We start from the raw sequence: 17,858 nt of genomic DNA, 5'->3' as shown, positions 1-17,858 counted from the left end.
ACTTTTCACTACATTTGCATCCATTTTTAAAGATTTATGAAAAACACTATTCAAGTTGGATTTTGGGAAAAACTAGCCCGAATTATACTTAAAAACAGAATAACAATTCTGATTATCCTTGCTGCTTTAACCATTTTTCTTGGTTTTCAGTGGAAAAACCTTTCTATGACTTATACTGAAGCAAACCTGCTTCCAAAAGATCATATCGCTAATAAAGAATATCAAAAATTCTTAGATAAATTTGGTGAAGAAGGAAATCTTGTTGTTATTGGTTTTCAAGATAAAAACTTTTTTACGCCTAAAAATTATGCGGCTTGGAATGAGTTAATGACAGGTTTAAAAAAATCAAAAGAAGTTGATTTAGTGGTTTCTTTAAATGATTTAAAAAAACTGGAAAAAGATACCGTTAACGAAAAATTTGTCTTAACTCCATTTATTGATCAAAGCAAAACCTTAGATCTTGCGTACTTAAAAAGTGTTCAGTATGATTTATTTCATAACCTGCCTTTTTACGAAGGACTTTTATTTAATAAAGAAAGCGGAAGTGTACGTTCTGCTATTTACATTAACAAAGCGCTGGTAAATACGCCTGAAAGAAAAACTTTTATACTTGAAAATTTAGTTCCGAAAATCAACAAGTTCGAAAAAACAACCGGAATTGATTTGAAGGTTTCCGGAATGCCGTACATCAGAACCATCAATGCTGACGACATGAAAGGCGAAATCGGACTTTTCATTGGTGCGGCTTTATTAACCGTCTCATTGATTTTCTTTTTCTTTTTCCGTTCGTTCAGAGCCACTTTTATTTCGATTTGTATTTTAATTGTCGGCGTAATCTGGTCCTTTGGAACACTTGGATTGTTTGGCTACAAAATCACGATTTTAACAGCAATCATTCCACCGCTGATTATTGTAATCGGAATTACAAACTGTATTTTCTTAATTAATAAATACCAGCAGGAAATTAAATTGCATAACAATCAGGCGAAAGCCTTGCAGCGTGTTATTTCTAAAATTGGAGTTTCGACTTTAATGACGAATTTGACAACGGCAATTGGTTTTGCAACATTCATGATTACAGGAAACGATTTGCTTTTCGAATTCGGAATGGTGACTTCAATCAACGTGATTTCTGTTTATTTACTGACACTTTTTATCGTGCCGATTATTTACAGTTTCCTGCCGCTTCCAAAAGAAAAACACTTATACCATTTAACGAAAACTTATATTTCAACTTTATTAAATGTGGTTGAAAATTTGGTAAAAACAAAGCGCAGATTCGTTTACATCATTTACGGTTTACTTTTAGTTTTCAGTATCATTGGAGTTTCGCAAATGAAAGTTTCAGGAAGTTTAATTGGCGAAATGCCAAAAAGCGCTTCTTTCTTTAAAGATATTTTATTTTACGAAAAAGAATTCAACGGAGTTATGCCTTTGGAAATCATGATTGATACCAAAAAGAAAAAAGGCGTTATGAAAGCTTCTACGATTCGTAAAATGGACGAGTTGCAAAATACAATTGCTGAAATTCCAGAATTGGCAAAGCCAGTTTCTGTAGTGAATTTGGTTAAATATTCGAAACAAGCTTTCTATAACGGAAATCCAGAATATTACCAATTGCCAACTTCGCAAGAGCAGACTTTCATTTTAAGTTATGCTAAAAATGCGACGAAAAACAGCAAAGAAAATCTAATGAAATCGTATGTTGATTCGACTGGACAATATGCCAGAATCACCACCTTCATGAAAGATATCGGAACGGATGAAATGGCGAAAGTGGAGAAAAAATTACATTCTAAAATTGATGAAATTTTCCCAAAAGACCGTTTTGAAGTTACCGTTACCGGAAAAGCATTAGTATTCCAAAAAGGAACTTCGTACTTGGTTGACAACTTAATCGAATCTTTAATTTTCGCAATTTTAACGATTGCTGTTCTGATTTTGTATTTATTCCGTTCTTTCAAAATGGTAATGGCCTCGGTAATTACGAATATTTTACCGCTTTGCATTACGTCTGGATTAATGGGTTATTTTGGAATTCCGTTAAAACCCTCAACAATTTTAGTATTCAGTATTGCATTCGGAATCTCGGTTGATAATGCAATTCAATTTATGGCAAAATACCGACATGACTTGCTACAAAGCGGCGGAAAAGTGAAGAAATCGGTTTTCAGTGCTTTAAGAGAAACTGGAATCAGTACTTTTTATACTTCCGTGGTTTTGATTTTAGGTTTTGCAACTTTTACCTTATCAAGTTTCAGCGGAACGATTGCTTTAGGAGGATTGATTTCTTGCACTTTAGCATTTGCGATGTTTGCTAACTTAGTGGTATTACCTTCTTTAGTTTTGACTTTTGAGAAGAAAAAAACTAAGAAAGAGGATTTGGAAAATTTGGAAAAATAAGAAATGGGATTCATTTTTAAAATTTTATACTTAACATATTTTATTTCATTAAATTATACTATTTATAAATTTTTGAATGTAAGCTTTATGGGCAACAGAAAGCAAATAATATACTTTGCAGGAAGTTTCATTCCTTTAATTCTGATTCATAAATATCTTTACATTAAAGAAATGATAAATCTGTTTTGCTTTGTTCTGTTAATCTTTTTCAGTTTATCACCAATCATAATGTATTTTATGAATAAAGATGCAATGAAATTGATTAGAAAAATGGTTGAGAAAAATCCAGATTTAAACAATTCTAAAAGATATGATTCTTTTAATAAATCGGTTGAATTTCAACAAAAGATGGTTATGCCAATAATGCTAACGCTATTTCAAGTCCTAATGATTATTAGCCCAGCATTACAAAAAGCAATTGCAAGATAACAAACATCTGCCGAGCGTTTTTTCAGAAAAACTTACTCTTTATCATTTTGTTTAAAAGATAAAGATACACGGATGACAGTAAACAACTTCTCAAATTAATTATTATCGATTATATTTGCAGTTGTTCAAAATGAATATTACTTAATATCAATTATATATAAAAATGAAACACACAAAAGTTAGAGACTTATTAAACAGTACGACGACGTTACAGGAAGTGAATGCAAAAGGTTGGGTGAGAACTTTTAGAAATAATCAGTTCATCGCTTTAAATGACGGTTCTACAATTAATAATATTCAATGTGTTGTTGATTTTGAAAATACACCAGAAGAGACTTTAAAAAGAATCACGACTGGAGCTGCAGTTTCTGTAATTGGAACTTTAGTTGAAAGTAAAGGTGCGGGTCAGAAATACGAAATTCAGGTTTCTAAATTGGAAATCCTTGGAGATTCTGATGCTGAGAAATTCCCAATGCAGCCTAAAAAACACTCTTTAGAATTTTTACGTGAAAATGCTCACTTACGCGTGCGTACAAATGCTTTTGGTGCCATTATGCGTGTGCGTTCGGTATTGTCTTATGCGGTTCACAAATATTTTCAGGATAAAGGTTTCGTATATGTAAACACGCCAATTATTACTGGAGCTGATGCTGAAGGTGCTGGAGAAATGTTCCAAGTAACATCTTTACCACTTGACAATCTTCCTAAAAATGAAGAAGGAAACATCGATTTCAAAAAAGATTTCTTTGGAAAACATACCAACTTAACGGTTTCTGGACAATTAGAAGGAGAAACTTTTGCAATGGCTTTGGGTCAGATTTATACTTTTGGACCAACATTTAGAGCAGAAAATTCAAACACTTCTCGTCACTTGGCAGAATTCTGGATGATTGAGCCTGAAGTTGCTTTCAACGACCTTGATGACAACATGGATTTAGCTGAAGATTTTATCCAGTACGTAATTAAATATGCTTTAGACCACTGTAAAGACGATTTGAAATTCTTAGAAGGAAGACTTCTTGAGGAAGAAAAATCAAAACCACAGGCAGAAAGAAGCGAAATGGCGTTATTGGAAAAGCTAAACTTCGTTTTAGAAAACAACTTCAAACGTGTTTCTTATACGGAAGCTATTGATATTTTAAGAGATTCAACTCCAAATAAAAAGAAGAAATTCCAATACCTAATCAACGAATGGGGAGCTGATTTACAATCAGAGCACGAACGTTATTTGGTGGAGAAACACTTTAAATGTCCGGTAATTTTATACGATTACCCAGCAAACATTAAAGCGTTTTACATGCGTTTGAACGACAACACAGAACCAGGAAGAGAAACGGTTCGTGCAATGGACATCCTTTTCCCTGGAATTGGAGAAATCGTAGGTGGTTCTGAAAGAGAAGAGCGTTACGATGTTCTGGTTCAGAAAATGGAAGCACTAGGAATTGACAAAGAAGAATTATATTGGTATTTAGATACCAGAAGATTCGGTTCTGCAACACACGCAGGTTTCGGTTTAGGATTTGAGCGTTTGGTATTGTTTGTAACAGGAATGACAAACATTAGAGACGTAATTCCTTTCCCAAGAACGCCTGGTAGCGCAGAGTTTTAATAGAAAGTTATAAGTTATTTGTTATGAGTTAAGCGTAAAACCTTAGCTCATAATATTTTAATAGAAAAAAAATGTTATTGGTTTTGCGTTACAATTCTTAACTCCTAACCCTTAACTCTTAACCCAAACTATGCTAAAGCAATTTTTAAATTTAAAATTATCCCAAAAATTATCTCCACAGCAAATTCAGCTGATGAAGTTAATTCAATTGCCTACGCAAGCTTTTGAACAACGTTTATTAGAAGAAATGAACGAAAATCCAGCACTTGAAGCTGGAAAAGAAGATGAATACGAAGCTGACGAATATGCTAATGAAGACTACGACGATTATGATGATGCAGAATCTGATAGAATCGAAGCAGACGATATTAACATTGACGAATACTTAAGCGACGACGATACGCCTGATTATAAAACTCAGGTAAACAATTATAGTGACGACGAGGAACGCGAAACACCATTTGCAGCTCCAATTAGTTTTCATCAGGATCTAATCAATCAACTGAATACTTTTATCTTGAATGATGAAGAGCGCGAAATCGCTGAATTCCTTGTAGGAAGTATTGATGACATGGGTTATATCCGCAGAAGCATTCCGGATATTGTAGACGATATGGCTTTTACTCAGGGAATTTATACTGATGAAGCAATGGTCGAAAAAATGATGACGGTAATTCATGAACTAGAACCTTCGGGAGTTGGTGCACGTGATTTGCAGGAATGTTTATTGCTTCAGTTAAAGCACAAAACACCAACCGAATATGTTGATCTAGCGATTGACATCATTGAAAATCAGTTTGATGCTTTTACGAAAAAACATTACGACAAACTCCTTCAAAAATACGGCGTTTCAAACGAACAGCTTAAAAAAGCAATTCACGAAATTGAAAGACTAAATCCAAAACCAGGCGGTTCTTTCACTGGAAACAATAAAGTAACTGAAAATATAGTTCCCGATTTCGCCATTAGAATTATTGACGGTGAACTGGAATTAACTTTAAACGGACGTAATGCTCCTTCCCTGCACGTTTCTAAAGACTATCAGGAAATGATGCAGACCTATAAAGATTCCAGAGATAAATCGGCGGCACAAAAAGATGCAGTTCAGTTTATCAAACAAAAACTGGATTCGGCAAAATGGTTTATCGATGCGATTAGACAGCGTCAGGAAACTCTTTTTGTTACTATGAATGCAATTATGCATTATCAGGAAGAATATTTCTTAGACGGTGACGAAACCAAACTAAAACCAATGATCCTAAAAGACATTGCCGATATGGTAGGTTTGGATATTTCAACAATCTCACGTGTGGCCAACAGCAAATATGTTGAAACCCCATACGGAACCAAACTGATTAAAGAATTCTTCTCTGAAGCCATGAAAAATGATCAAGGTGAAGATGTTTCCACTCTTGAAATCAAAAAGATTCTTCAAAATACTATTGAGGAAGAAGACAAGAGAAAACCGCTTCCAGACGATCAATTGGCAGAAATCTTAAAAGAAAAAGGATATCCAATTGCGAGAAGAACAATCGCTAAATATCGCGAACAGCTAGATATTCCAGTAGCAAGAATGAGAAAGAAAATTTAATTTTATTATATCTAAATTTAATATATCAGCCTGACAGATTTTAAAAATCTGTTAGGCTTTTTTAATAGGTTGAATATTTAGATTGTGAAGAAATTTTCATATATCACTCCTAAGGAGCTTTATATTCTTTGCGTACATTTTTCTATAGATATTTTATTACGATGGAGCATTTTATCATACAACAAATTTTAGAGTCATGTTAGTTAGATGCGCATCAAAGATCAAAACAATTGTATACAAATAAGTCGTCAATACAACATCTTTTAAATTGCCGCAGCGAGGCTAAATAGGTATAGAGTTTTATCAAGCCTAAAGATAAAAGCTCCGTAGGAGTGAAATATAAAAACAAAACCCAACAGCTTTTAAACTATTGGGTTTACTATCGAAAATTAAATTTCTATTTATTGATACTGATCAGGCAGTACATTTACTTTAAATAAAAACTTTTTCTTATTATCGTAATAACTGTAAATCAATGTATAATCATTTTCTCTAAAAACCTGTAATCCTGGATTTGCTTTTGCTGTACTCAAAATACTTTTTTTGATTTCATCTCGAATAACAGCAATCTCAGCGGTTTCTTTTTCTACTTTTACCAAAGTTAAATTGTATTGAACAGCTCTTTCTTCCGGCAGATTTACACTGTCTAAACGAATTCCTTCCTGAATTAATAAGGGACAATTTTTATTGTATTTATCAACCAGCTGCGTGATTTCAGTATGTTCGTGCTGTGTATTTTCACTTAGGTAAAACTGAAAAAAAGTAACCAAAGCCAATGCGATTGCTATGGCTACGAACAGCCATATATTTCTTTTTAATTTGCTTTCTTTTTCTTGCATAGTTATTTCGGCTTAAATCGTTTATTAGAAATTAAAAAGAACTTACTTTTCCTGACTTTTTTTCATTGCATTAAAATATGCTGCGCGGCTTAACGGCTCGTATTCTTCCGTTTCTCCAAGCATAACCAATTTGTCATTATCCGTTTTACGAAAACTATAATTTGCCAGATTTCCAGTTCGGGTGCAGACTGCGTGAACTTTCGTAACATATTCGGCTGTAGCCATAAGAGCAGGCATTGGCCCGAAAGGATTTCCTTTAAAATCCATATCCAGTCCAGCAACAATTACACGAACACCGCGATTAGCAAGATCATTGCATACGGTTACAATTTCATCATCAAAAAACTGAGCTTCATCAATTCCTACAACATCACATCCCTGCGCCAAAATAGAAATATTGGCAGCAGCCGGAACTGGTGTCGAACGAATTTCATTAGAATCGTGAGACACCACCATTTCGTCATGATAACGGGTATCGATTGCGGGTTTAAAAATTTCAACTCTTTGTTTGGCAAACTGCGCGCGCTTTAATCTGCGGATTAACTCCTCGGTTTTACCCGAAAACATTGACCCACAAATAACTTCAATCCAACCAAATTGTTCTTTGTGATTTACTGTATTTTCGAGAAACATTTTGTATTTTTCTGCCTTTAAAAATGAATAGTTTTTATTACTTTGTACTGGTAATAAATTGAGGTTAAAAACTGCTGTTTTTAGACTTTTTCAAAAGTAGACAATTTTTATCAAATCGGAAATTGGGAAACGCTTATTAACAGAAATAAAAAGCAGCTGTAAGATTTCTTTCCGAAAAAAATCAGACATTAAATACACTAAAATACCGTATTCACTATAATTTTCAACAGTTATGAAAAAAAAATTGGAAGCTGAATTAATCAGCATTGCACATCGAATTTTAAAACTTAAAAACAAATCCGATATCAATCAATTATATCTTGAAACTCAAAAATTATATGAGAAATTAGCGGTTTTAAAATTCGTGGAAGAAAACTTCGATACGCAGAAACCAACTATTGGACAAAGCGAAATCAATTCTGAGCTGGAAACTATTTTCAACAAAGAAGAAGAAATTATTCCAGTACAGATTCAATCTGAAACTCCAGCAGAAGAAGTAATTGCTCTTGAAGAATCTTACGAAGCTGAAAATACAGAAGAAGTTACCGCAGAAGAAATCACAGAACCAGTTGCTGAAAAAACGGAAGAATCGATTGCTGAAGAAAAAACAGAATCCATTATTCCAGAAACTACAGAACCTGTTTTAGAAAAAGCAGAAGAACCTATTGCTGAAGAAAAAGTAGAATTTGTGGTTCCAGAAATAATAGAGCCTATTTTCGAAAAAATAGAAGAACCTGCCGCATTGATTCCTGATCCTGTACAAGAAATCCAAAAAGAAATTGAAATACCAGAAGAACCCAAAAATACATCTGACGAACTTTCATTTACTACTGTAAGTGATTTAAAACCTATTCCAGATTTTAAACCTGCTTTTGAATTGGATCAGGAAGAAATTCAAGAAGTGGCAAAAGAAGAACCCAAAACGGAAGAAAAAACAGAACCAAAAGCAAGTCCTATTCCAATCGCGTTTGAAGATTTCGGAATTAATTATGCCGATGCACAATTTGTAAAAGTAGACAGTTTTGAACCTATTTCTTCGAATGATTCAAAAGAGAAAAAAGCAACAGAAACAACTCTTTTTGAAACCGTAAAAGAGCCTGTTAAACCTGTAAGTTTAAACGAAAAATTAGCAAGAGGTTTTCATATTGATTTAAACGACAGAATTGCTTTCACAAAGAATCTTTTCGGAAACAGTACTGAAGATTACAGCCGAGTTTTAAACCAATTATTGACTTTTGATTCTTTTGCAGAAGTAAAAGATTTTATCGAAAACATGGTAAAGCCGGATTACAACAACTGGGAAGGAAAAGACGATTACGCAGAACGTTTTCTTGGAATTATTGAGAAGAAATTCTCTTAAAAAATAAAACACCCATTTCACGAATTAGCACCAATTTTTTCTTTGTGCAATTTTTAAAGTCTTAGAATTTGTGCCAATTCGTGCAATTTGTGTCAAAATTATCAAACTAAATTATGTCCAAATTATATATCGTTCCAACGCCAATTGGCAATCTTGAAGACATGACTTTTAGAGCCATTCGGGTTTTGAAAGAAGTCGATTTGATTTTGGCCGAAGACACCCGCACAAGCGGAAAACTCTTAAAGCATTTTGAAATTGGCACGCACATGCACAGCCATCATATGCACAACGAACACAAAACAACCGAGAACCTAATTGCTCGTTTGAAAGCAGGCGAAACCATCGCTTTGATTTCGGATGCTGGAACTCCAGCCATTTCAGATCCTGGATTTTTGTTAACTCGTGCCTGTGTAGAAAATAATATCGAAGTAGAATGTCTTCCTGGAGCAACGGCTTTTGTTCCCGCTCTTGTAAACAGCGGACTGCCAAATGACAAATTTGTTTTTGAAGGTTTCCTGCCTGATAAAAAAGGACGTCAGACTCGTTTTTTGGCTTTAGCCGAAGAAACCCGTACGATGATTTTATATGTTTCTCCGCATAAACTCGTTAAAACTTTAAGCGAATTTATCCAGTATTTTGGAGAAGACCGACAAGTCTGCGTTTCGCGCGAATTATCCAAATTACATGAAGAAAACGTCCGCGGAACTGCTAAAGAAGTTCTGGCTCATTTTGAAAAAAACGCACCAAGAGGAGAAATCGTTGTGGTTGTTGCCGGAAAAACAATAACAAAAGAACCTAAGAAAAGTAAATTTTCTAAGGATGAAGAAGAATAAACTGTTGTTAGTTCAAATTCCATTTGTCACATCGAGCAAAGTCGAGATGCGCATTTGGTTCTCGACTCCGCTCGAACTGACAATGAGAACATAAAATATAATTCAAAGAATAAATCATGAGCATTCAAGCCTTTTTAGAAAAAGTAAAACAAACACCAACACAAATCACATTTCCAGAAACTATTGCAGTAATTGAAGAAAATTACAACTTTACTCCAACTGCTTTTCAAAACGGAACACAACATAACGCAGCAGGTGAAAATTCAGGTTCTTGTAAATTGTTTTCTTTTGCAAAACTTCAAAATTTAAATAAAGAAGAAACCTTAGCTTGTTTTGGCGCTTTTTATTTTGAAGAAGTTTTAGGCGATCCAAACGGAACCAATCACCAAAACATTAGAAACTTCATCAACTTAGGCTGGGACGGGATTCAGTTTGAAGGAAATGCACTTGAATTAAAATAATTATTTAAGATTTTTGATTAACGATTTTTGATTTCAGATCTTAAAATCAAGCAGTTTAAGATCTACTATAGCAACTCAAAAATCTAAAATCAACACTCTAAAATCTAAAATCAATTATGCGTTGGACATTAAAACCAAAACCTTCTGAAGAAAAAATCAAACATTTGGCACAAGCTTTAAATGTAGAAGATTTTGTAGCATCGCTCCTGATTCAGCGTGGTATTGAAACCTTTGAAGATGCCAAAAAGTTTTTTCGTCCGTCTTTAGAACATTTGCACGATCCGTATTTAATGAAAGATATGGATAAAGCCGTTGCACGAATAGAAAAAGCCATAGAAAATCAGGAAAACATTCTGGTTTTTGGAGATTATGATGTTGACGGAACAACTGCTGTTTCTCTGGTTTCCTCTTATTTAAAATCGCATTATCCTCATGTTGCCACTTATATTCCCGATCGTTATGACGAAGGTTATGGCGTTTCGTATAAGGGAATTGATTATGCAGATGATAACGGAATTTCCTTAATAATTGCCCTTGACTGCGGTATTAAATCGATCGATCATGTCGCTTACGCAAAAGCAAAAAACATCGATTTTATTGTCTGCGATCACCATAGACCTGGAGACATTCTGCCGGATGCCGCGGCAGTTCTTGACCCAAAAAGAGAAGACTGCTCCTATCCTTATGATGAATTGTGCGGCTGCGGTGTCGGTTTTAAATTGATTCAGGCCTTAGGTCAAAATCGAAATGAAACGGTAGAAGATCTTCTTCCATATCTTGATTTGGTTGCCACTGCAATCGCAGCCGATATTGTACCCATTACAGGAGAAAACCGCGTTCTGGCTTACTTCGGATTAAAAGTAATCAACAGTGAACCGAGACCTGGGATTAAAGCTCTAACGCATCAGGTAAAAAAGAAAGTTCTCGATATTACCGATGTCGTTTTTATCATTTCCCCAAGAATAAATGCTGCGGGAAGAATCAAACATGGAAATCATGCGGTGGAACTTTTAACAGAATTTGATTTAGAACAAGCCCAACAGTTTGCTTCAGAAATCGAACAATACAATGCCGACCGAAAAGATTTAGATAAAAAAATTACCAAAGAAGCTTTTCAGCAGATTCTAGAAAACAAGGAAGAAGAACGTTTTTCAACCGTTGTTTTTCAAGAAGACTGGCACAAAGGGGTTATTGGAATTGTGGCCTCAAGATTGATCGAAACCTATTATCGTCCGACTTTGGTTTTTACCAAAAGCGGAGACAAATACGCCGCTTCTGCCCGATCTGTAAAAGGTTTTGATGTTTACAATGCTCTTGATGCGTGTTCAGAACATTTGGAACAATTTGGAGGACATATGTATGCAGCCGGAATGACTTTAAAAGCCGAAAATTATCTGCTTTTTAAAGAAGCTTTTGAGAAATGTGTACAAGAAACCATTCTGCCCGAAATGCGAACTCCAGAGATAGAAATTGATGCCGAAATCAATTTCTCTGATATAACTCCAAAATTAATTCGAATCTTAAAGCAATTTGAACCTTTTGGCCCGCAGAATATGACTCCGGTTTTTATGACTGCAAACGTGAAAGATACTGGATATGCGAAAACATTAGGCGCAGAAGATGAACATCTGAGGCTTTATGCCAAACAAAACAACTCTGATGGCATTGCTGCTATTGGCTTTGGTCTCGGAAAAAAAATAAATATAGCGCAAAATCAAAACCCATTTCAAATTGCTTACTGCATTACAGAAAACGAATGGAATGGTACAATTTCAACACAGCTTATGCTGAAAGACATTAGAACAAATGGAAGAGATTAAATCAGCCAAACCAGATCCTTATCAGGCGCTTCGTTACCGAGAATTCAACGTTTTTTTACTATTGCGTTTTGCTATGGTTTTTGCCTGGTCTATGCAGTTTATTGTTATAGAATGGGAAGTGTACAGTTTAACCAAAAACCCACTTTCTTTAGGAATTATTGGCTTAATGGAAATTATTCCTGCGGTTTCGATGTCTTTGTTTGCAGGACATATTGTCGACCAAAGAGAAAAGAAAAGCTTATTGGTAAAATGTATTTTAGGATTCTCAGTAATTAGTTTTGGTCTTTTCTTATTGACTTGGCCAAGAGTAGTGGGTGATTTCTCTAAAGATTACATTTTATATTCAATTTATACTCTTGTGTTTTTTGGCGGAATCGTACGTTCTTTTATGGGACCAACCATCTTCTCACTTTTATCATTAATTATTCCTAAAAAAGTATATCCAAATGCTGCAACTTGGAGCAGTTCGGTATGGCAGATTGGAGCTGTTATGGGACCAGCGTTGGCCGGATTCTCTATCAACTGGATTGGTGTTCATTGGTCCATGTGTTTGGTTTTTGGATTTTCGATTCTTTCGTTAATTGCCTTATCACAAATCAGCCAAAAGCCAATTATAAATCCGAAAATGGGAGAATCTATAAAAGATAGTCTTATGGAAGGTTTGACATTTGTATTTAAAAACAAAATTGTTTTGGGCGCATTATCACTAGATATGATTGCGGTACTTTTTGGAGGAGCCGTTGCACTATTGCCCGTTTTTGCACAAGACATCTTAAAAGTAGGTCCTGAAGGTTTCGGCATTTTAAGAGCTGCTCCTGCTGTGGGTGCTTTTATTACGATGTTAGTTTCGGCCTATGTGCCTTTGTATGAAAATGCTGGAAAGAAACTTTTAATTGCCATTTTTGTTTTTGGTTTATCAATCATCTTATTTGGATTATCGACTTATTTCTGGCTTTCTGTTTTCGCCTTATTTTTAAGCGGATTGGCTGATGGAATTTCTGTTGTTATCCGTCAGACTATTTTACAGCTTAAAACTCCAGATCATATGCGCGGACGCGTTGGTGCCGTTAACTCCATTTTTGTTGGATCTTCAAACGAATTAGGTGCTTTTGAAAGTGGTGCAACGGCTAAGTTGATGGGCGTTGTAACATCAGTTGTTTTTGGAGGAAGTGTTACGCTTTTAACAGTAATCGTTACTGCCTTAAAATCGCCAACCTTTAGAAATTTAGATTTGAAAAGAGATATGGATGAACACCATAAATTGGAGTAAATTAATTTTATTAAACCCTTTAGGTGGAATGGAACAAAATTTAATTTAAACACACAGAAACATAGATTTTTATTGCTTTTGATTAAGATTATAGAAAAAGCAAGCTTTAACACATAGCTCTATGTGAAATATTCTAAGCGAAATACTTTTATTGATTCTCTAAAGGCTATGTTTCTATGTGTTAAAAAATTTTCATCCAACAGGTTAAATATAAATTATCAAAGAATTTCAATCTATATAATGAAATCATTAGTAACCGTTTTATTTCTTACTATTTCGCTTTTCGCACAGGCGCAAAACCTTTACATCAAAACTTACGGAAAAGAAAAGAATAAAGCTATAATTTTTATTCACGGCGGACCAAGCGGCAATGCGACTTTGTTTGAAGGAACCACAGCTCAAAAACTAGCTGATTTAGGTTTTTATGTAATTGCTTACGATCGAAGAGGTGAAGGAAGATCTGCAGATCCAAATGCGAAATTTACTTTCGAAGAAGCTTTTCAGGATTTAAATTCGATTTATGCAGCACATCATTTAAAGAAAGCAATTATATTAGGTCATAGTTTTGGCGGTTTAGTTGCAACACTTTATACCAATAAATATCCGCAAAATGTGAGCGCTTTGGTTTTGGCTGGTGCTTTGTTTTCGCAACAAGAAACCTATGATCATATTTTAAATACATTGAAGAAAAAATACAATACTGATTCTGAACAATTGAAGAAAATCAGTATTGTAGAGAATCTAAATAAAAATTCTGCCGAATATAGAAAAGGATGTTACGAACTTGCAGGAGAAAATGGCTTTTTTAAAATGCCAAATCCAACTGCAGCATCTAAAAAACTATACGCCGATTATGAAGCTGGAGAATTTTACAAGACCAACATTCGAAATAAAAATGCTCCATTGGTTTTTTATCAAAATGAAAAACAAAACAATATCGACAGCAGACCTTTTTTAAAGAAAATCAAAACTGCTGGCGTCCCTATTTATGGAATTTACGGAAAGGATGATGGCATTTTTTCATCAGCACAAATTAATTCTATAAAAGCAATAATGGGTGAGAAACACTTTGCTTTCCTTGATAATTGCTCACATTATTTATTTGTTGACCAACAGGCAGCGTTTCTTTCCAACTTAAAAAATTGGCTGAAATAATCTTTTTTTAAACCATATAAGAAATATAAGTTCATTTAACAAAGTGAGCTTTCAAGATAATTTTCTAATTCACTAGAATGAATTAAATTCAATAAGAGAATGAACTAAATTATTTCTACCTCATCTTACGCAACAAATCCAAACTTTTTAGCTCTTATAATGCATTGGCGAGTGAAAAAGTTTTTCAAACTTTTATGATTTTTTTATTTAGAATTAATATAAATAATATTTATATTTGTTGAAATAAAAGGATTTACGATGAGAGAAATAGAGCAAATATATCATAACAATTTTGGAATAGCCTTTTACTGGAAACAAAACAGTCAGCCAATTCTCGATAAAGTGCAATTGGTTTTTAAGGAAACTGGTTTTTATTTTACCATTCAAGAATTAAATCATTTTTGTGATTTAATAGAAGATAGCATGATCGAAAACACATGTTGTGAAACCTGCGAAATGAAATATTCTTGTCATAAATTTCTATTGAAAACACCATGTAATTCAATAGATTTAGCTGTTTCGATGACCGAATTAAAATCGATTAAAGATTTGGTCGAAGGTTCTTTATTTAAAATCGAACTTGACGAATATGTGTATGGCGTTGGGATGAATTAAGAAGTATTGCAAATATTTTAACAACATTTTTTCATTATTGAAATATATTTTGATTCCATTCAAAAAAAAGTATATTTACAGCAATGAAAAAAGCTGTATTTCGACTAACCTTAGCAATTCTGGCAATTCTCTTTGTCAGCTGCAATAACAAATCCGAAGAATATATTGATCCTCGCGGAACTGATTATGCAGGATCTGAAAGCTGTATTCAATGCCATAAAGTGCAATCTGAAATGGCTTTCAAAAGTTCGCATTTTAAAGCGACGGCGCCAGCTATTTTAGAAAATGTTTCTGGCGATTTCGATTCGAAAAATCATACTTTCATTTACGATAAAGACACCAGACTAGTCATGGAAAAAGATGGCGATAGTTTGTATCAGGTTTTATATAAAAACGGCAAAGAAACAGCGAGATATAAATTTGAAATCGTTTTTGGAACCAAACACGCGCAAACTTCTGTTTACTGGAAAAACAACAATACCTACGAACTTCCAGTATCTTTTTACCATTCTATAAACAATTGGGCTACAAGTCCAGGTTTTCCTGCCGACAAACCTTATTTTGACCGAATGGTAGTTAAGGATTGTTATGCTTGCCATAGTTCCAATATTAGTTCCAGAGCGCTTAATCAAAGCTCGGCAGACCGAAATTTTATGTCAATGGAAGTTGAAGATGTTGTAGACAAAAAAACAATTGTGTACGGAATTGACTGCGAGCGCTGCCATGGTCCAGCCAAAAAACACGTTGAATTTCATTTAAAAAATCCAAACGTAAAAGCTGCCAATAGCATTACGAGTTTTAAAACTTTAAGCAGAGAACAAAAACTAGACGCCTGTGCGCTTTGTCATGCAGGAAACGATGGTATGAAATTAAAATCTCGTTTTGATTTTAAACCCGGAGATCATTTATCTGATTATTTCCGTGAAACAAGAAGTATAAACGATACCACTCAATTTGATGTGCATGGAAATCAATTTCGATTAATGGCGCAAAGTAAATGTTTTGCCAACAGTCAAAAAATGGATTGTATTACATGCCACAATCCACATGAAAATGCTTCTAAAAGTATGGCTTCGTACTCAAAAATCTGTATGAGTTGTCACCAAGGATTACGACACAACGAAACGACTTTAAAAATAATGCCTGAGAAGTTAATGGCTAATAATTGTATTGAATGCCACATGCCGAAAAAATCATCAAATGCGATTAGTTTTCAGCTTTCAAACAGCAAACAATTATCGAATTATATTTTGAGAACGCATAAAATTGGGATTTATCCAAATGCGAAAAAGTAATTATTTTTTGTATTCTTTAATTTCAAATTTTTCACCATCAAAAACGCCGTACGTAAAATAGCCAATCCAATCGCCTAAATTAACATATTCGGAATTTTCACCAACGGAACGAATCATTGGCAGATGTCGATGTCCGAAGACAAAATAATTATAGTGTTTGGTTTCCAGCTTTCGCTTAGCGTACAAAATCAGCCATTCTTTTTCTTCGCCTAAAAACTTAATATCTTCATCGCCAGAAATCAATTTATTTTTAACGGATAAATATTGAGCTAAACTTACACCAACATCTGGGTGAAGCCAGCGGAAAAGCCATTTTGAAAATGGATTGGTAAAGACTTTTTTCATTCTTTTGTATCCTTTATCACCAGGTCCTTTTCCATCTCCGTGACCAATTAAAAACGTTTTTCCGTTAAAGGTAAATTCTTTATTATCATGATAGACCGGAATATTCAATTCGGTTTCGAAATAATCATTCATCCACAAATCATGATTTCCAACAAAGAAATAAATCGGAATTCCGCTGTCACGAATTTCAGCCAGTTTTCCTAAAATGCGCACAAAACCCTTTGGAACAACTGTTTTATATTCAAACCAAAAATCAAATAAATCTCCTAACAAAAAAATGGCTTCGGCATCTTCTTTAACCTCATCCAGCCAAGCCACGAATTTCTTTTCCCGCGGTAAACTCAATTCAGGAGTTGGCGCACCAAAATGCTGATCTGAAGCAAAATATATTTTTTTCATAGATGGGTTAGAAGTTATACGTTGGGGGGAGTTATGAGTCAGAAGTGTAATGTTACTCGTTTTCGGTTATAACCTTTAACTTTAAACATTTAGCTTCTAACTTAATTATAAATTATCAGAAGCGTACCATTCTGCAAATGAAGATTCGGTTTCTTGAAGTTTTAGTGAGAAAAGAGAAATTCCTTTTGGTAAACGTGCCATGATTCTTTCGGCAAAATCAACCACCATATTTTCGCTGGTTGGCTGATAATCTACTAAAATGACATGATGACCGCGGTTTTTTAATTCATTTGCCAGTTCAACATGCGGTGTAGTCTGATTGAAAACAGTTGCGTGATCAAACTGATCGACGATTTCTTCTTTTACAATCTTCTTTAGATCCGAAAAATCAATCACCATTCCGAATTTCACATTCGATCGATCCGTAATTGGAGAACCAATAACAGTTACTGATAATTTATAACTGTGCCCGTGAACATTTTTGCATTTTCCGTCGTAACCGTACAACGCGTGACCGGTTTCGAAACTAAATTGTTTTGTAATTCTGATATTACTCATCGATTTTTAATTTTAAGCTTGCAAATTTACAAATTAATAACCGTTTTCATCTCTTTTTTTAGCACGGTTATACAGCCAGTAAGCAATCCCGATTAAAATAACAAACGGAATAAAAGATCCAATCAAAACGCCTATTTGATAACCGCTGTCTGGAGCATTTTTAATTTTTTCCGCAACGTCTACGTTTTGGAATAGGGAAATGAGTTTCATTTTATTTTTTTTTATCCTGCAAGGTTTTTAAAA

17 protein-coding genes are annotated in these 17,858 nt (G+C 34.2%); 12 read left to right on the top strand and 5 right to left on the bottom strand.

Annotated features, from left to right (window positions below; genetic code table 11):
* Positions 1-36 precede the first annotated feature (36 nt).
* From P2W75_RS07235 to rpoN, 4 genes are all read left to right on the top strand, one after another.
* Positions 37-2,403: an RND family transporter gene (locus P2W75_RS07235; protein WP_276379831.1), complete on the top strand. Its 2,367-nt coding sequence runs from the start codon at positions 37-39 to the stop codon at positions 2,401-2,403.
* Between the two features lie 237 nt (positions 2,404-2,640).
* Positions 2,641-2,832 carry a hypothetical protein gene (locus tag P2W75_RS07230; RefSeq protein WP_207294499.1) on the top strand — a complete coding sequence of 64 codons (192 nt, stop codon included), beginning with the start codon at positions 2,641-2,643 and terminating at the stop codon, positions 2,830-2,832.
* Between the two features lie 163 nt (positions 2,833-2,995).
* A complete protein-coding gene (gene asnS / locus P2W75_RS07225; protein WP_207294498.1) occupies positions 2,996-4,441 on the top strand; it encodes an asparagine--tRNA ligase in 1,446 nt (481 codons plus the stop codon).
* Between the two features lie 130 nt (positions 4,442-4,571).
* A complete protein-coding gene (rpoN, locus tag P2W75_RS07220) occupies positions 4,572-6,032 on the top strand; it encodes an RNA polymerase factor sigma-54 (RefSeq protein ID WP_207294497.1) in 1,461 nt (486 codons plus the stop codon).
* A gap of 401 nt (positions 6,033-6,433) precedes the next feature.
* Here rpoN and P2W75_RS07215 read toward each other — a convergent pair whose 3' ends face one another.
* Both P2W75_RS07215 and P2W75_RS07210 read right to left on the bottom strand, forming a co-directional pair.
* Entirely contained in the window at positions 6,434-6,871 is a 438-nt protein-coding gene (locus P2W75_RS07215; RefSeq protein ID WP_276379830.1) for a hypothetical protein, read from the bottom strand.
* A gap of 42 nt (positions 6,872-6,913) precedes the next feature.
* Positions 6,914-7,504, bottom strand: a complete 591-nt coding sequence (locus P2W75_RS07210; protein ID WP_207294495.1) for a thymidine kinase — start codon at positions 7,502-7,504, stop codon at positions 6,914-6,916.
* 232 nt (positions 7,505-7,736) lie between these two features.
* On the opposite strand from P2W75_RS07210, the gene P2W75_RS07205 reads away from it, so the two are divergent.
* The 8 genes from P2W75_RS07205 (at position 7,737) to P2W75_RS07170 (ending at position 16,313) form a co-directional block, all read left to right on the top strand.
* On the top strand, positions 7,737-8,864 hold the full coding sequence (locus P2W75_RS07205) for a hypothetical protein (RefSeq protein ID WP_276379829.1): 1,128 nt from the start codon (positions 7,737-7,739) through the stop codon (positions 8,862-8,864).
* A gap of 113 nt (positions 8,865-8,977) precedes the next feature.
* Positions 8,978-9,697, top strand: a complete 720-nt coding sequence (gene rsmI / locus P2W75_RS07200) for a 16S rRNA (cytidine(1402)-2'-O)-methyltransferase (protein WP_276379828.1) — start codon at positions 8,978-8,980, stop codon at positions 9,695-9,697.
* A gap of 116 nt (positions 9,698-9,813) precedes the next feature.
* Positions 9,814-10,158: a HopJ type III effector protein gene (locus P2W75_RS07195; RefSeq protein WP_207294492.1), complete on the top strand. Its 345-nt coding sequence runs from the start codon at positions 9,814-9,816 to the stop codon at positions 10,156-10,158.
* A gap of 116 nt (positions 10,159-10,274) precedes the next feature.
* The gene (gene recJ / locus P2W75_RS07190; RefSeq protein ID WP_276379827.1) at positions 10,275-11,978 is read left to right on the top strand and encodes a single-stranded-DNA-specific exonuclease RecJ; all 1,704 of its coding nucleotides are present in this window, start codon (positions 10,275-10,277) and stop codon (positions 11,976-11,978) included.
* The gene (locus P2W75_RS07185; protein WP_276379826.1) at positions 11,965-13,248 is read left to right on the top strand and encodes an MFS transporter; all 1,284 of its coding nucleotides are present in this window, start codon (positions 11,965-11,967) and stop codon (positions 13,246-13,248) included. The genes recJ and P2W75_RS07185 overlap by 14 nt, the downstream gene beginning before the upstream one ends.
* 240 nt (positions 13,249-13,488) lie before the next feature.
* Positions 13,489-14,403: an alpha/beta fold hydrolase gene (locus P2W75_RS07180; RefSeq protein ID WP_276379825.1), complete on the top strand. Its 915-nt coding sequence runs from the start codon at positions 13,489-13,491 to the stop codon at positions 14,401-14,403.
* Between the two features lie 258 nt (positions 14,404-14,661).
* Entirely contained in the window at positions 14,662-15,018 is a 357-nt protein-coding gene (locus P2W75_RS07175) for a hypothetical protein (protein ID WP_276379824.1), read from the top strand.
* Between the two features lie 83 nt (positions 15,019-15,101).
* Positions 15,102-16,313: a cytochrome c3 family protein gene (locus P2W75_RS07170; RefSeq protein WP_276379823.1), complete on the top strand. Its 1,212-nt coding sequence runs from the start codon at positions 15,102-15,104 to the stop codon at positions 16,311-16,313.
* Here the strand turns inward: P2W75_RS07170 and P2W75_RS07165 are convergent, their stop codons facing one another.
* The 3 genes from P2W75_RS07165 to P2W75_RS07155 all read right to left on the bottom strand — a co-directional run bounded on the left by P2W75_RS07165 (position 16,314) and on the right by P2W75_RS07155 (position 17,825).
* Positions 16,314-17,057, bottom strand: a complete 744-nt coding sequence (locus P2W75_RS07165) for a UDP-2,3-diacylglucosamine diphosphatase (protein WP_276379822.1) — start codon at positions 17,055-17,057, stop codon at positions 16,314-16,316.
* 105 nt (positions 17,058-17,162) lie between these two features.
* The gene (locus P2W75_RS07160; protein WP_073415753.1) at positions 17,163-17,615 is read right to left on the bottom strand and encodes a 6-carboxytetrahydropterin synthase; all 453 of its coding nucleotides are present in this window, start codon (positions 17,613-17,615) and stop codon (positions 17,163-17,165) included.
* 33 nt (positions 17,616-17,648) lie between these two features.
* On the bottom strand, positions 17,649-17,825 hold the full coding sequence (locus tag P2W75_RS07155; protein WP_207294485.1) for a hypothetical protein: 177 nt from the start codon (positions 17,823-17,825) through the stop codon (positions 17,649-17,651).
* Positions 17,826-17,858: the final 33 nt, after the last annotated feature.

Source organism: Flavobacterium sp. H4147, from assembly GCF_029360735.1.
GTDB classification, from domain to species: domain Bacteria; phylum Bacteroidota; class Bacteroidia; order Flavobacteriales; family Flavobacteriaceae; genus Flavobacterium; species Flavobacterium endoglycinae.
Note: the sequence above shows the minus strand (reverse complement) of the source record. Positions and strands in the feature narration are given on the sequence as shown.

What these genes read in the sequence shown, in the direction of transcription:
- P2W75_RS07165 (WP_276379822.1), bottom strand. Translation starts at nt 17,057, where the DNA reads ATGAAAAAAATATATTTTGCTTCAGATCAGCATTTTGGTGCGCCAACT.
- P2W75_RS07215 (WP_276379830.1), bottom strand. Translation starts at nt 6,871, where the DNA reads ATGCAAGAAAAAGAAAGCAAATTAAAAAGAAATATATGGCTGTTCGTA.
- P2W75_RS07185 (WP_276379826.1), top strand. Translation starts at nt 11,965, where the DNA reads ATGGAAGAGATTAAATCAGCCAAACCAGATCCTTATCAGGCGCTTCGT.
- P2W75_RS07210 (WP_207294495.1), bottom strand. Translation starts at nt 7,504, where the DNA reads ATGTTTCTCGAAAATACAGTAAATCACAAAGAACAATTTGGTTGGATT.
- recJ (WP_276379827.1), top strand. Translation starts at nt 10,275, where the DNA reads ATGCGTTGGACATTAAAACCAAAACCTTCTGAAGAAAAAATCAAACAT.
- P2W75_RS07195 (WP_207294492.1), top strand. Translation starts at nt 9,814, where the DNA reads ATGAGCATTCAAGCCTTTTTAGAAAAAGTAAAACAAACACCAACACAA.
- rpoN (WP_207294497.1), top strand. Translation starts at nt 4,572, where the DNA reads ATGCTAAAGCAATTTTTAAATTTAAAATTATCCCAAAAATTATCTCCA.
- rsmI (WP_276379828.1), top strand. Translation starts at nt 8,978, where the DNA reads ATGTCCAAATTATATATCGTTCCAACGCCAATTGGCAATCTTGAAGAC.
- P2W75_RS07180 (WP_276379825.1), top strand. Translation starts at nt 13,489, where the DNA reads ATGAAATCATTAGTAACCGTTTTATTTCTTACTATTTCGCTTTTCGCA.
- P2W75_RS07155 (WP_207294485.1), bottom strand. Translation starts at nt 17,825, where the DNA reads ATGAAACTCATTTCCCTATTCCAAAACGTAGACGTTGCGGAAAAAATT.
- P2W75_RS07205 (WP_276379829.1), top strand. Translation starts at nt 7,737, where the DNA reads ATGAAAAAAAAATTGGAAGCTGAATTAATCAGCATTGCACATCGAATT.
- asnS (WP_207294498.1), top strand. Translation starts at nt 2,996, where the DNA reads ATGAAACACACAAAAGTTAGAGACTTATTAAACAGTACGACGACGTTA.
- P2W75_RS07235 (WP_276379831.1), top strand. Translation starts at nt 37, where the DNA reads ATGAAAAACACTATTCAAGTTGGATTTTGGGAAAAACTAGCCCGAATT.
- P2W75_RS07230 (WP_207294499.1), top strand. Translation starts at nt 2,641, where the DNA reads ATGAATAAAGATGCAATGAAATTGATTAGAAAAATGGTTGAGAAAAAT.
- P2W75_RS07170 (WP_276379823.1), top strand. Translation starts at nt 15,102, where the DNA reads ATGAAAAAAGCTGTATTTCGACTAACCTTAGCAATTCTGGCAATTCTC.
- P2W75_RS07160 (WP_073415753.1), bottom strand. Translation starts at nt 17,615, where the DNA reads ATGAGTAATATCAGAATTACAAAACAATTTAGTTTCGAAACCGGTCAC.
- P2W75_RS07175 (WP_276379824.1), top strand. Translation starts at nt 14,662, where the DNA reads ATGAGAGAAATAGAGCAAATATATCATAACAATTTTGGAATAGCCTTT.